Below are 12034 nucleotides of genomic sequence, written 5' to 3'. Positions count from 1 at the left end.
GCCCCCGCTTCGGCGGGGGCTTCCCTTTCGCCTTCCCTGAGACGGAGAGTTCAATGACTGATTCCCAAACCCGCCTGTTTCGTGTGGAGCTCGAACGCCCAAATGGCGCCCTGGATTGCTATCCGTGTGTATCGCTCGATACGCTCCCCGAGCTGATCGTTCCGCTCATCTCGAGCGCTGATGAACCCGCCGGCACCATTGTCCGCGTCTACGACTATCAACGCTGGACGCCCGACAGTGAAAACGGGCTCATACGTGCCCTGTCTCTCCTCGAATAGGACTTGCCCCTTGTTCGATCCGCGCCGGAGGCGGATCGAACTTTCTCGCCAACGGGCGAGGGGCGATGCCCCTCGTCCCGATAGGTCAGGACGGCACCGAACCGCCCGATCCGGTCAAATTCGGTCGCTTGCGACCGGAACCGGAGCCACGCGCAGCGGCGAGCCCGCGAGCATGGCGAGGCTCTGCAATTTGACCGGATCGAGGATCGGTGCATTTCAACAAGGAAATAGTCGCCGGCGAAGCCGGCCTTCCATGCAGTAAGGGTTTTTCCAGCCCGGAGGGCCGAAGCCTGCTTTCGAGGGAAAGCAGGCGTAGCAGGCGGAGGCCTGAGCGCGCCCCCAATAGCGCCGTAGAGAAGGCCGGAGCCTGTGGGAAAACCCTGCGGCCGAAGGCCGCCGTAAAACGCTGTCCCAAAACTGACGTTTTTGATATGTTGTTTTTGCTACGGGTTTTCTGACAGATTCGGGAGGTGATATGGCACACACTGACATTTGTCCCAAAAATGACCGTTTTTGGCACAGGGGGCTGAATGCTAATCGGGTACATGCGTGTATCGAAGGTGGACGGCTCGCAGAGTCTCGACCTGCAGCGTGATAGTCTCGTGCAAGCGGGAGTCGATCTGAACAACATCTATCAGGACCTGGCGTCGGGGAAACGCGACGATAGACCGGGCTTTGCGGCGTGCCTGAAAGCACTGCGGCGAGGTGATACGCTTGTCGTGTGGAAGCTTGACCGGCTCGGCCGCGATCTGCGCAACCTGGTGAACACGGTTCATGATCTTACGGCCCGAGACGTAGGCGTGAAGGTCCTAACCGGACATGGCGCGTCGATCGACACGACCACGCCGGCGGGCAAGATGATTTTCGGGATCTTCGCCGCTCTGGCTGAGTATGAACGCGAACTGACAATAGAACGAACTGTGGCGGGCCTTTCTGCTGCGCGAGCGCGGGGCAGAGTAGGAGGGAGACCGCCGAAAATGACCAAGGCGAAGTTACGTTTGGCTATGGCTGCGATGAGCCAGCCGGGAACCAAGGTCGGGGAACTGTGCCGAGAATTAGGCATTACCCGATCAACCCTTTATCGGCATGTCGGGCCAGACGGCACCTTGCGGACTGAGGGGAAAAAGCTCCTGCCAAGCTAGTCGCATTTGACATTGAAAATGTCGCAGGATTCATTGTGAAATGATTCTGCTGGATGGAGTAAAACATTGACTCCCCACAAGGAAATGATAACGGTTAGGACGCGTTCCTTGCATAAAAGTACACCAATAAGCGCACCCAATAATAACGAACCTAGGAACCACAGACCGGCGGAACAGATGAAGGGCATCTCAAAGGTAGTAACGTTTGACGGCCCGCCTGAACCAGAGCAGATAAAACCCGGTGAAGCCGGTGTGAACCTCTCTTGGTTGACAGAACTCGCGGACAATCCACCCCCGAAAAACAAGCATTGGCCAAGTATGCTTCGGGAGCTGGTTTTAAATCCGCGCGCGGACGGGACGACACCAACAAACGACGAAATGGCGGCTAAACTCGGCGTGTTTCGAGACACGGTGATGAGAGCCAAAAAGCGTTGGCAAAAGATCGGCGTGATTTACCGCGTCAATTACAACGGCGTTTATGCTTACAATCCCAAAATGCTTGTTGCGAAAGACAAGGACGGGAATGTCATTAAGCACGTGTCGATTGATGTGCGGGCGGCGTCCGATATGGAGGCCTACCACTAGGACGACTAGCGGTACTTCTCAAAAAGATCGACCTGTTCGGACTTGTCTCCTGCCGTCTCTGGATGTGCCGGAGCACTCGCATTTTCGCGTGCGGCCGCGGCCGCAGCTTTGAAGGCTTCTTCAAGCGGCAAGTCCTCTTGTTCGGTATCTTCGGTCGAAGGGAGCGCACCTCGTGGCGGCGGCGAGTTCTTACCGAGAACCGCCTTCACATAGACGTCGATATCGGCGTCACTGGTGAAGGTGCCGGTTGGTTTAAAGGTGTAGGTCCACTCGGCCGGAACGTTCGACGGGCGATGATCCTTTGCGTCTTCAGGGAAGGGGAATTTGACCTGATAGACGTTCTTGCCGATCCCGGTAACGAAGGCGGTCACACCTTTATCATCGACGCCCAATTCCGTGCTGAATTCCGATCGTTCGATAGGGCTGGCGCGATGCGTCTCCTTTAGCCATTTCGTCGTGCCATCGGTCATCATGTCCCGGCGATACTCATAGAATGTCGTCTCGCCCAGGTCACGTTCCATGCGTTCGGCTGTGGGTCCAAAGTTGATGCGAGTTATGACCTTTGTGCCAACAGACGCTATGAGGACGTCGAGGACTTCCTGTCCGTAGTTTTTGGCGATCTGTGACAGGTCTTGCAGACCAAGTACGGCGCAGACCCCCTTGGACCGACCGAGAGTAACGAAGCGCTCGAAATCCTGAATTTCAGGAAGCTGCCCCCATTCATCGAGAAAGAACCAAATGCGGCGCAGGTCATGATCTGAAAGCAGGTTGCTGTCCGTGACGGTTGAGACAGCAACAGCGTATAGCGCGGAAATCCAGCCGTCGGAGAGTTCGGCATACCGGCCGGAGTGTTGGACAATAACCGTTCTCTGATCGGTCTTGTTGACCAACCATTCACGTAACCGGAAGCGCTGCCTTCCCTCATAGGTGGGCCATGCTGTCGCCAGCATTTCGAGCAGACGCATATTCGTTTCGAGCTGTCCGAGAGTAGACATGACCTGCTTGTAATCGGCGGTCAAAAATATGTCGGCTCCGCGCTGATACTTGAGCATGATCCGGAGCAGTTTTTCCTGATCCTGACGCGTTTCATTGAGCAGATCGAGCCATGTCCATTCCTTCGGTTTTTCCGCCATCAGCTTGATAGCGCAGCCGGCGAGGACAGCGCGAGCGCTCTGCGTAAAAAACGGATGTCCGTCATCGGGAATGATACGTTGCGCCAATTCAACAGCGTCCTGTGACACGATCAAATCGGCCGCAATATCCCAAACCGCCGAACGGTCATCCTGTGGCGCCAGAAGAAGCGGAGGAACCTCTTTTCCATCACGAAACGATGGAGGTGTTATGCGGGTATAGTCACCCTTCTCATCGAAGATGATAGCTTTGTCCCCGCGTTCAACAACGGAGCCGATCATCCGACGAAAAGTTACCGTCTTGCCACCCCCCGGAGCGCCAAGGATGAATGTGTGATTTGTCTCGCGAGGGAGCGTGTAATGCCATCCATTGAACATATGGATTCCGCGAGTCTTAGGATAGCGATTGTGCTTCTGCTCGTAACGAGCAGCACGCAACAAAGCGTCCATTCCCTCTACGACCATTCCCGAGATAATGACGCGTTGCCGAACCACGAGCCACTTCTGATAAATGAATACTCCGAGGAGGGCGAGAGCGACTATAAGAGGCGCAATAACGACTACCTGGTTGCGAATAGCTGAACCGGCGAGGGGGCTTCCGATCGCTTCAAGATGGGATCGGCAAGCGCCCCATTTCCATATCGTCAGGCAATCCCAAGCTTGCGATAGTGAGAGCTGGACGAAATGACCACTCGCCGTAGGCCATGATGGGTTCACGAAGCGGAAGTACCACAAGAGCGGCGTCATTACCGCCGCCACAATAGCGGCGATAACGAGAACTCCAACAGCAGGTTCAGGCGGTTTCCGTATCATTTCTCAAAAGCCTTCCTGCCCTTTTCAATCATCGCAGTGCGAAGCTTCTCGTTATCCTTTTGCTCGAAAGCCGTCAGCAGCACACCGAGGATGAAGGCGGGGTTATCATTGCGAAGACCCGCCTTCACGACGAGGCCGCCAAGCATGATTTTCTCATGCGCATCCTTCTGTCGATTTGCTGCCATCCTGTCTCGATACTCCCTATGTCGCTTCCCAAGCAGGAGTGCTAAGCGCCCTGCTTCACTCAGCGGGTGTTTGTTGAAATCGGTCGGCCACTTCCTTCAGAGCCTTGAGTAATTCGCGGTCGGACACATCGACGTCAGCAAGGCCAGCTTTGACAGCCAGTCCACCTAGCCGTTCAGCCTCCTTTGCGCGTTCTGCATCGAGCTGTTGTTGCAAGCGTGCGATCTCTTCCTGAATCTTCGATACCTTTGAGGTGCGTGCCACGAGTAGCCTCCATTGTTGCGCTGTACACTCGTCATTGATACCGCCAGTTGCTCTATGCGGCAAGATTGAAATCCACTCGATAAGCTGTCGAGCGATAGCGAGCCACTAAGAAAAACAAAGTGTTGGCGGAGCCAACGCATTGTCAGTCCCGTCCGGAGCCGCGCAGCGCTCCGGTTTCTAAGGGCGCACTTATGTATCGACAAGTCGATACCTGCTTGTTATGTGTGTTTACATGGCGATATTTCATCTTCATGCGAAGGTTTTGAGCAGGGCGACCGGGCAAAGCGCGGTCGCGGCAGCATCGTACCGCCATTGTGCCGCAATGACCAATCAGACCTATGAGCGGTCTTACGATTTCTCGAACAAGCGTGGGAACGTTCACAGCGAATTCGCGATACCGGCTAATGCGCCTGATTGGGCGCGGTCCCTAGCCAACCTTTCTCCGGTTCAAGCGTCGGAGGCCTTTTGGAATAAAGTTGAGGCATCCGAGAACAGGAAGGACGCGCAGTTTGCTCGCGAAATGACACTTGCCCTGCCTGTTGAGTTTTCGCGAGAACAGAACATTGCCTTGGTCCGCGAATTCGTGGAGGAGAACTTTTCAAAGAAGGGGGTAGTGGCGGATTGGGCGTATCACGAGATCAAGGGCAATCCGCACGTTCATATCATGAGCGCTTTGCGGCCTCTAACAGATGAGGGATTTGGAGCAAAAAACGTTCGCGCGGTTGATGAGAATGGTGAGCCGAAATTCTCGAAGAACGGCCATGCCCTATATCGCCAGTTCGCCGGAGACAAGGAACTAATCCCTGCACTGAGAGAAGCATGGGCGGATGTGCAGAACCATCATCTTGCCTCACACGGTTTCGATATTCGTGTTGACCACCGCTCCTATTCAGAGCAGGGAATTGCGATCGAACCAACCATGCACCGCGGGCCTACCGCCGAGGGGATGGACCGGAAAGGGGTGAAGTCGGATCGCATAGAGATCAATGCAGAGATTGAAGCGACACGCCGCCAGCAGGTGATGGCAGATCCTTCCATCATCCTGAAGCTGATCACCGCTGAAAAGTCTGTCTACGATGAGCGCGACGTTGCGCGAACAGTCCATCGCTACACCGATTCCTACGAGGATTTTCAGGCGCTGTTCCTCCGCGTAGGCGCGCTTGAAAATCAGGTGATGATCGCATCACCGATCTTCGATCCTATGACAGACAAGATCATTGAGCGCGCAAAATATACAACGACGGAAGTGCTCGATACCGAAAGAACTATGATCGCTTCTGCGCGGTCGCTAGTCGGTCGGGACGGTTTTGCGGTCAATCAGAAGAGCGCTGATAATGTTGTCGCAGATGTTGAGAAACGTGCCGGTTTCAAATTCGATCCAGAGCAAAAGGTTGTCATTTCTCGCCTGACTGAGCATGCGGGTATCGCCGTCATGGTCGGTTACGCAGGTGCCGGCAAATCGACTGTGATGAACGCAGTTCGCGCGGTTTACGAGGGAGAGGGGAGGCGTGTCGTAGGCGGAGCGTTGGCCGGCAAGGCTGCTGTCGGCTTGCAGGAAAGTGCGGGCATTGAATCCCGCACACTTGCCTCCTGGGAGGCGTCTTGGAAGAACGGCCTTCGCCAGTTGGGGCCGGGCGATGTGTTCGTACTTGATGAAGCAGGCATGGTCGGTTCAGCGCAGATGCAGCGATTTGTTTCTGCGGTAGAAGAAGCCGGAGCGAAGCTCATCTTACTCGGTGATGCGCGCCAGTTGCAGCCGATTGAAGCTGGTGCCGCCTTCCGGGCTATTGCCGATGACGCAGGGTATATCGAGCTTACGGGCGTTCGCCGCCAGCGCGAAGAATGGATGCAGAATGCGACCATTGAATTCGGCAAGGGGAATACCGCGGACGCGATCGGGCGCTACATCGAACATGATCTTGTCCAGCTCGAACCTGACAGTGCATCGGCTCGGAATTCTTTGATCGGCAATTGGCGGAGTGATTGGGAGGCCGGCGTCGATGTGTTGATGCTTGCGCATCGCAATGTCGATGTCCTCGCTCTGAATATGGCTGCCCGTAACGTTATCAAAGAGGGAGGCGGTCTTCAGGAGGAACATGGGTTCCGGACTGATCGGGGCCAGCGTCAGTTTGCGGTTGGGGATCGTATCGTATTTCTAGAGAAAAGCCGTGAGCTTGGCGTCGAGAACGGTTCATTCGGCAATGTTGAGGAGGCTAGTCGCGGCCGTCTCGTGATTGGTCTGTTTGATGGCAGAAGCGTCATCGTCGCACAGAACGATTACGCGAATATCGATTATGGCTATGCAGCGACGATCCACAAGAGCCAGGGCGCGACGGTCGATCGTGCCCACGTTCTAGCGAGCCCGACGATGGACGCGCACATGACGTATGTGGCGATGAGCCGGCATCGAGACAGTGCGACTCTTTATGCAGGTTCCGATGAATTCGGAACTCTGGATAAGCTGGTGGACACACTTTCACGCGATCGCATGAAGGATACCACGCTCGCTTATGAACGGACTGACGATTACCGTCTGAGCGTGAAGGAATTTGCTGAACGGCGCGGCATCCCTTCATTGAGCGAAATTGGGGATATGTTCCGTCATCAGCTTGCGGCATTGCGAGAGCGCTTCACGAAGGTTGCCGAGCGGCTGGAAGCCATTGGCAAGAAATTCGCCCATGTCGTTCGGCCCGAGCAGCAACAGGGCAAAGCCGCCGAACATCGGCCGGAATATCAACCGTCACAGCGGCAGGTCGTAACGGTTCCGGACATCACATTCCCCGAAATGACTTCTGCGGTTCGTCAAGCCCTTTCCCGATTGGAGCATAATCTAGGACATGCCGAAATCTCTGATACGGATCGAGCACGTCGGCGTTGGTTCACGAGTGCTGGATATGAATTAAGGGACGGTTCAGCCGCCGCGGATCTTCAGCGCTTCAATCGGGAAATTGCGTCCATTATTCCGCAAGCGACTGTCGTTGCCATCGGTCCGGATCTCGGCGCCGACGATCGCAATCAGGTTCAGTCGCTGATACCGGAGTCGGTTCGAGAGGCTTTCATCGACAACTGGCCGCTGATCCATGCCGGGCAGAAAGCCGGTCAGGATCTCACGCGCCTCGAACTCGCGCAGACGCTCAACAGCGAAGCGAAAGAGAGGCTGGTAGTCGAACAGTATGAAAAGAGGCAGGCGATGTTTGCGACACCAGAAAAACCCCTTGTTGCAGCAATCTCCGACTGGCGCGAAAGCATCGAGGCGACGGTTGCGGCACGGATGGAAACCCGGCCGGTCATGCAATCAGCAACACGCCGTCTCGAGACGGCGGTTGCAGCCGTCTGGCAGCGGCCGGAAGCCGTGCTTTCTGCGCTGCGGAACCGGATAGATGACGGGCGGGTTCCAGTCGCCGATTTCGCGCAGTCCATTCGGGATAATCCAGCATCTGTTGGCGAGCTTCACGGCAGCAGAAGCATGTTCGGCCGAAATGACGGCGTGCGAGAGAAGGCGCTGGCAGCGGTCTCGCCGGCGATCTCGGCCTTGCAGGATTACGGCCAGGTTCGAAGCAATCTGAGGAATGATCTGACCAAGGACGAGCAGCGGTTCCGCACCCTGATGCGAGAGCCCATTGAGGATCTTTCGCCGGCAGCGCGTGAGCTGGTTGGCCGCATTGAGCAGAGCCCGCCCGATCGTTTAGGCACTTTGGTCAGAACAGCAGATGACATGCAGGCAATGGGTGAGTTGCGACGGTTTGTCGAGACAGTTCGCGACCGGTTCGGCCTGTCGGGAACGAATGAGCTTGATCGCGATCGCCTCGCCCAGGCGATGCCCGGTGCTGATCAGCAGCGGGTTGAAGCGTTCGCAGCCGGGTACGCGAAAGCTGACCAGCTTGCGACGACCGTTCAGGCCGCTCAACAGGCGCAGAAAATCGAGATGGCACACGAGCAGCAGCAAACGCGCGGACGAGAGAAGGGGCACGGAATCTCGTATTAAGATTGCAGGAAAATGCCCGCTTTGGTGATGCTGTATATTGCAAAATCCGTCAAATTGGGTAGGACTGATTTTGAGAGGGTGATCATTCCATTGATCGCTTGTCCATAATGAGAGACAAGGCGACTTTTGATGCGGAACTCAGTAATTGTAGCTCTGGCATTCCTATTGGGTGCCTGCGCGAACAAGAAAGAGAATTTCGATACTCTATCGGTTAGAAAATATCTGGATTCGTCGTTGGCGACTGTGAACGAGGAAAAGCGATATGCTTCGCTATATCCGAGAGCACTAGAGCCTCACGCAAGTAATACTGTCAGGCTGCATCCGGAGACCGCCGGACAAGAGCTTTTACAGCCGGTCCATGCCCGTTGGAACGGTACTCTGGATGATATCACACGGAAGGCGGCCCGCATGGCCGGTTATTCCGTTAGGGCGAATGGAGAACGTTCAGGGTCTCCAATCTTGGTTTCGGTCCATTGGGCTGACATGACGCTTCTTGGCCTTTTGCGGGAAGCCTTCGGCCAAGGAAAGGGGCGTGCATGGCTGGAAATTGACCAGTTCGCACGCGTCATGACCATCCACTACGCCCGGCCTGAAAAAAGCCCGGTCCCGCACCTGGACGACACCAAGCTATGAAGCAGTTTCCAACAATCCTTGCCGCACTGTCCGTCTCCGTTGCCCTGGCCGGTTGCACCACGACCGGTTCATCAAATCCGGACGAGCCGCCTCCACCTCCAACCCTTGGCGGAGTGGACAACCTAACTGGCGGGACGGCCGCACCGATGACTTACGAGCAGTTTGCCCGTAAGACGCGCAGCGGGACCGGCGCGAACGCTGTTGATTCAGAGCGGTATTCGGCACTGCGCGACGCAGCGCTCTCATATGCCGCTCAGGCCGCCTATGAGCGCCGTTCGTGGGAGATCCTGAGAGAGCTTGAGGCGCAGTCGTCGAGGCTTTCGCAAGAGTTCAATTTCAATGATGTGGTCTACAAGGCACCGAAAGAGGCGGGCTATGTCGTTCCTCCTGTCGTGAGCAGGGCCAAGGAGGCGATCACCATCACGGACGGCGGCCGCGAAAGCGTTGCGGCTGATGAATATTACCGCATCGAGAAGCCGGGTCGCCTCGTGGCCGTGATACCGAGCTGGCGCGATTATCTGGTTATCGGCGTCGATAAGACGCCTGATCCCTCAGACCAGTTCCTTCCTTCTGGAAAGGAAGAGCGAAAGATTTGGGATCGCTATATGGCTGAAGGCTGGCGGCAGGGGCGGATGCAGGCCGAGGAAGCATTGAAGGAGAATATGAACCTTCTTCGCCGCGACTATTTGGGAATGGTCGAATATCGGCGTCTTGTTGATGCTGGCCTGGTCAAGAGCCTTGTAGTGACGTCGAGCGAGGTTCGTGCCAAGGGCACGCCGGAAGAGCTGTTTATCGGCCAGCGCCGGGTGAAGATCGAGAATGCCGCAACATTCGTTTCCGACCCGCGGCGTTGGAAACCGATCACTCGGAGATTCGAGGTCTCCAAGTGAACGGAAATTCTATATCGAGCCAGACAAGCACGGTCGATCCCGCCGACCCCCTTGGCCTTCGCAAGCAGGAAGGGGGGTATGGCGGTCTCTTCATCGTCGTAGCGCTGATTGCTGTGGTTGCTGGCTATTGGCTCTATAGGCGAGGGAAATGATTGACGAATCGCGTCTGGACGATACTCCATTCAAGCCAACCGACTCCTTCGTACCCGTTCTGAAGGAAGAGCCGACGCGGTTCGATTCCTCGCCTGAGATTTTCGACACATTCATCGTCGGCGCCGGCAAGCGCGGGGCGTCCGACATTACCATCCAGTCGGAAGCCCGACCGCGTATCCAGATCAATTCTCGCCAGCATTTCGGCACCAAGCGCATGTTACTGCGCTCAGAGGTCGATCTACTGCTGTCATACATCTGGCGATCGAGCGATGCACCGAGCATTTTGCGGCAGGGCCGTTGTCTCGATTTCTCCTATGAGGTCCAAGTCAGTCGCCATGAACGGCATCGCTTCCGCGTCAATGCAACTCCGATCACGAAAAACGGTGGCTCCGGCGTCGAATTGACGATGCGATCGTTGCCGTCGCGCACGCCGACCCTGGACGATGTTCAGTTTGAGCAAGAGTTGAGGCCGTTCCTCAATCCAAAATCCGGCATTATCGTCATCGCCGGCGGTACAGGCCATGGAAAATCAACAACCATGGCCGCGATCACCCGCCACCACCTTGAAAACCACGAAAATCCGCGAAAGATCGTGGATTTCCAGGCTCCGATAGAATTCACCTTTGCCGACATTCTTAGCGAGCAGGGCGATTCTGCGAGCCTGATCGGCCAATCAGAGATCGGGGAGGGCCGTGACCTTCCGACCTTTGCAGCCGGAATCTGGTCATCTCTTCGGCGAGCGCCGGCGATCATCAATGTCGGTGAGGCACGTGATCATGGCTCTATGAGCGGCTGCATCGCGGCCAGCATTCAGGGCCACATCGTCAATACGACCACTCATGCGGGTTCAGTTGCCGAGGGCCTACGGCGCATGGCGATGGAGTTCCCGGCCGAGGAGCAGGCAGCGCGAGCATTCGACCTGATCAGCTCGTTGCAGATATTCATAACGCAGCATCTTATCCGCACGACGGACGGCACCAAGCGCTTTGCGGTTCGCGAATTCCTTGTGTTCGATGACGATGTTCGCGACCGGTTTCTGGATAAGCCAATCGACGGATGGTCTGCCGTGGTGCGCCAGCTCCTGAAGGAAGGCATGAAGTCCGACAAGGTGATTGCACGACCGCTCGCGCAATCCACCATGAAACTCGTAGATGAAGGCTGGATCACGATGAGCGAGGCACGGAGCTTTATTCCGCGGTCGATGTTCGAGATCCTTGCATAGAGGATAAACGGGATGGCTGATCAGGATTGGTATGCGGTTAGGCCCATGACCGAGGCCCAAGAACAAGATGCGCGGGGAGACCTGACGCTGATCATACGCGGCGAAGATCGAGATTTAACCTGGGGCAGGCTGCGCACGCTCCTCGATCACGAGCTTGCTGAGATTTCACATCCTGTCGTGACGCAAGGAAGTGTGCGGTCGCTGAATCCGACCGATAAGGGACTCGCCTTTTTGGAACGGTGAAGAAATGACAAAGAACAGCGTTGGAACGCCGCCTGTGCCTAAAACAGGCCTCATCGTTGGCAAAGCACAGTCGGGAAAATCCGTGACAATGGTAACAATTCTGCGCAAGTTGATCCGCGCGGATAATAATGGGGTGGGTCAATGAACGAAATAACGGTCAATCTTTCAGATGATCAGGCTAGGGCATTCGCGGAGTTCCTGAAACGCGTCTTGCCAGAGGATTTTGAGCGGCGCTCCGTCGACAAAGCCGAAGCCAACCGTATGTGGGACGCCGGATCGGAAATCCGACGAGCATTGGCCGATAAGGGCTTTTCGCCCCGTTGAATCAAAAATATTCAGCAATATCAATGGCATAGTTCCATAATAAGGGTTATGCGACTAAGCCATATAACAGCAATATACAGATGCGACAGATGGGCAAGATAGAGATGCGACATTTTTAGGTCGCGTGCCCTGTTCAGATCGAACGAGGAAAGGAAGACTGGGCGGCTCTTCACACGTATCCGTTTAGAG

General features: G+C 55.8%; 13 protein-coding genes. 10 read left to right on the top strand and 3 right to left on the bottom strand.

Features of this window, described 5'->3' with window-relative positions; translation table 11 throughout:
- Positions 1 to 53 precede the first annotated feature (53 nt).
- The 3 genes from F9K91_RS18870 (at position 54) to F9K91_RS18860 (ending at position 2005) form a co-directional block, all read left to right on the top strand.
- A complete protein-coding gene (locus F9K91_RS18870) occupies positions 54 to 278 on the top strand; it encodes a hypothetical protein (protein ID WP_151678449.1) in 225 nt (74 codons plus the stop codon).
- A 530-nt stretch (positions 279 to 808) separates the two neighbouring features.
- Positions 809 to 1420, top strand: a complete 612-nt coding sequence (locus F9K91_RS18865; RefSeq protein ID WP_151678448.1) for a recombinase family protein — start codon at positions 809 to 811, stop codon at positions 1418 to 1420.
- A gap of 177 nt (positions 1421 to 1597) precedes the next feature.
- A complete protein-coding gene (locus F9K91_RS18860) occupies positions 1598 to 2005 on the top strand; it encodes a hypothetical protein (protein ID WP_112702147.1) in 408 nt (135 codons plus the stop codon).
- Positions 2006 to 2010: 5 nt separating this feature from the next.
- On the opposite strand, the gene F9K91_RS18855 is transcribed toward F9K91_RS18860, so the two are convergent.
- From F9K91_RS18855 to F9K91_RS18845, 3 genes are read right to left on the bottom strand one after another with little or no spacing between them, the layout of a single operon-like run.
- Positions 2011 to 3948, bottom strand: a complete 1938-nt coding sequence (locus F9K91_RS18855) for a type IV secretion system DNA-binding domain-containing protein (RefSeq protein WP_151678447.1) — start codon at positions 3946 to 3948, stop codon at positions 2011 to 2013.
- Entirely contained in the window at positions 3945 to 4133 is a 189-nt protein-coding gene (locus F9K91_RS18850; protein ID WP_151678446.1) for a conjugal transfer protein TraD, read from the bottom strand. The genes F9K91_RS18855 and F9K91_RS18850 overlap by 4 nt, the downstream gene beginning before the upstream one ends.
- Positions 4134 to 4188: 55 nt before the next feature.
- Positions 4189 to 4395 carry a TraC family protein gene (locus F9K91_RS18845; protein WP_151678445.1) on the bottom strand — a complete coding sequence of 69 codons (207 nt, stop codon included), beginning with the start codon at positions 4393 to 4395 and terminating at the stop codon, positions 4189 to 4191.
- Positions 4396 to 4615: 220 nt separating this feature from the next.
- Here F9K91_RS18845 and traA point away from each other — a divergent pair, with 220 nt between their 5' ends.
- The 7 genes from traA to F9K91_RS18815 all read left to right on the top strand — a co-directional run bounded on the left by traA (position 4616) and on the right by F9K91_RS18815 (position 11845).
- Positions 4616 to 8380, top strand: coding sequence for a Ti-type conjugative transfer relaxase TraA (gene traA, locus F9K91_RS18840; RefSeq protein WP_151678444.1), 3765 nt, complete (start codon positions 4616 to 4618; stop codon positions 8378 to 8380).
- 129 nt (positions 8381 to 8509) lie between these two features.
- Entirely contained in the window at positions 8510 to 9013 is a 504-nt protein-coding gene (locus tag F9K91_RS18835) for a DotD/TraH family lipoprotein (protein WP_100560301.1), read from the top strand.
- Entirely contained in the window at positions 9010 to 9903 is an 894-nt protein-coding gene (locus F9K91_RS18830) for a type IV secretory system conjugative DNA transfer family protein (RefSeq protein ID WP_100560303.1), read from the top strand. Before F9K91_RS18835 ends, F9K91_RS18830 begins: the two co-directional genes overlap by 4 nt.
- Complete coding sequence (locus F9K91_RS26025) at positions 9900 to 10055, top strand: hypothetical protein (RefSeq protein ID WP_157803363.1); 156 nt, start codon at positions 9900 to 9902, stop codon at positions 10053 to 10055. Before F9K91_RS18830 ends, F9K91_RS26025 begins: the two co-directional genes overlap by 4 nt.
- Complete coding sequence (locus tag F9K91_RS18825; RefSeq protein WP_151678443.1) at positions 10052 to 11278, top strand: type IV pilus twitching motility protein PilT; 1227 nt, start codon at positions 10052 to 10054, stop codon at positions 11276 to 11278. The genes F9K91_RS26025 and F9K91_RS18825 overlap by 4 nt, the downstream gene beginning before the upstream one ends.
- 12 nt (positions 11279 to 11290) lie before the next feature.
- Positions 11291 to 11521 carry a hypothetical protein gene (locus F9K91_RS18820; RefSeq protein ID WP_151678442.1) on the top strand — a complete coding sequence of 77 codons (231 nt, stop codon included), beginning with the start codon at positions 11291 to 11293 and terminating at the stop codon, positions 11519 to 11521.
- A 141-nt stretch (positions 11522 to 11662) separates the two neighbouring features.
- The gene (locus F9K91_RS18815; protein WP_100560309.1) at positions 11663 to 11845 is read left to right on the top strand and encodes a DUF7706 family protein; all 183 of its coding nucleotides are present in this window, start codon (positions 11663 to 11665) and stop codon (positions 11843 to 11845) included.
- Positions 11846 to 12034 lie beyond the last annotated feature (189 nt).

The organism is Brucella tritici (genome assembly GCF_008932295.1).
Lineage (GTDB): Bacteria > Pseudomonadota > Alphaproteobacteria > Rhizobiales > Rhizobiaceae > Brucella > Brucella tritici.
Note: the sequence above shows the minus strand (reverse complement) of the source record. Positions and strands in the feature narration are given on the sequence as shown.

Excerpts from the sequence above, each read along its gene's own strand:
- F9K91_RS18860 (WP_112702147.1), top strand. The coding sequence starts at position 1,598 with ATGAAGGGCATCTCAAAGGTAGTAACGTTTGACGGCCCGCCTGAACCA.
- F9K91_RS18820 (WP_151678442.1), top strand. The coding sequence starts at position 11,291 with ATGGCTGATCAGGATTGGTATGCGGTTAGGCCCATGACCGAGGCCCAA.
- F9K91_RS18855 (WP_151678447.1), bottom strand. The coding sequence starts at position 3,948 with ATGATACGGAAACCGCCTGAACCTGCTGTTGGAGTTCTCGTTATCGCC.
- F9K91_RS18850 (WP_151678446.1), bottom strand. The coding sequence starts at position 4,133 with ATGGCAGCAAATCGACAGAAGGATGCGCATGAGAAAATCATGCTTGGC.
- traA (WP_151678444.1), top strand. The coding sequence starts at position 4,616 with ATGTGTGTTTACATGGCGATATTTCATCTTCATGCGAAGGTTTTGAGC.
- F9K91_RS18815 (WP_100560309.1), top strand. The coding sequence starts at position 11,663 with ATGAACGAAATAACGGTCAATCTTTCAGATGATCAGGCTAGGGCATTC.
- F9K91_RS18830 (WP_100560303.1), top strand. The coding sequence starts at position 9,010 with ATGAAGCAGTTTCCAACAATCCTTGCCGCACTGTCCGTCTCCGTTGCC.
- F9K91_RS18835 (WP_100560301.1), top strand. The coding sequence starts at position 8,510 with ATGCGGAACTCAGTAATTGTAGCTCTGGCATTCCTATTGGGTGCCTGC.
- F9K91_RS18870 (WP_151678449.1), top strand. The coding sequence starts at position 54 with ATGACTGATTCCCAAACCCGCCTGTTTCGTGTGGAGCTCGAACGCCCA.
- F9K91_RS18865 (WP_151678448.1), top strand. The coding sequence starts at position 809 with ATGCTAATCGGGTACATGCGTGTATCGAAGGTGGACGGCTCGCAGAGT.
- F9K91_RS18825 (WP_151678443.1), top strand. The coding sequence starts at position 10,052 with ATGATTGACGAATCGCGTCTGGACGATACTCCATTCAAGCCAACCGAC.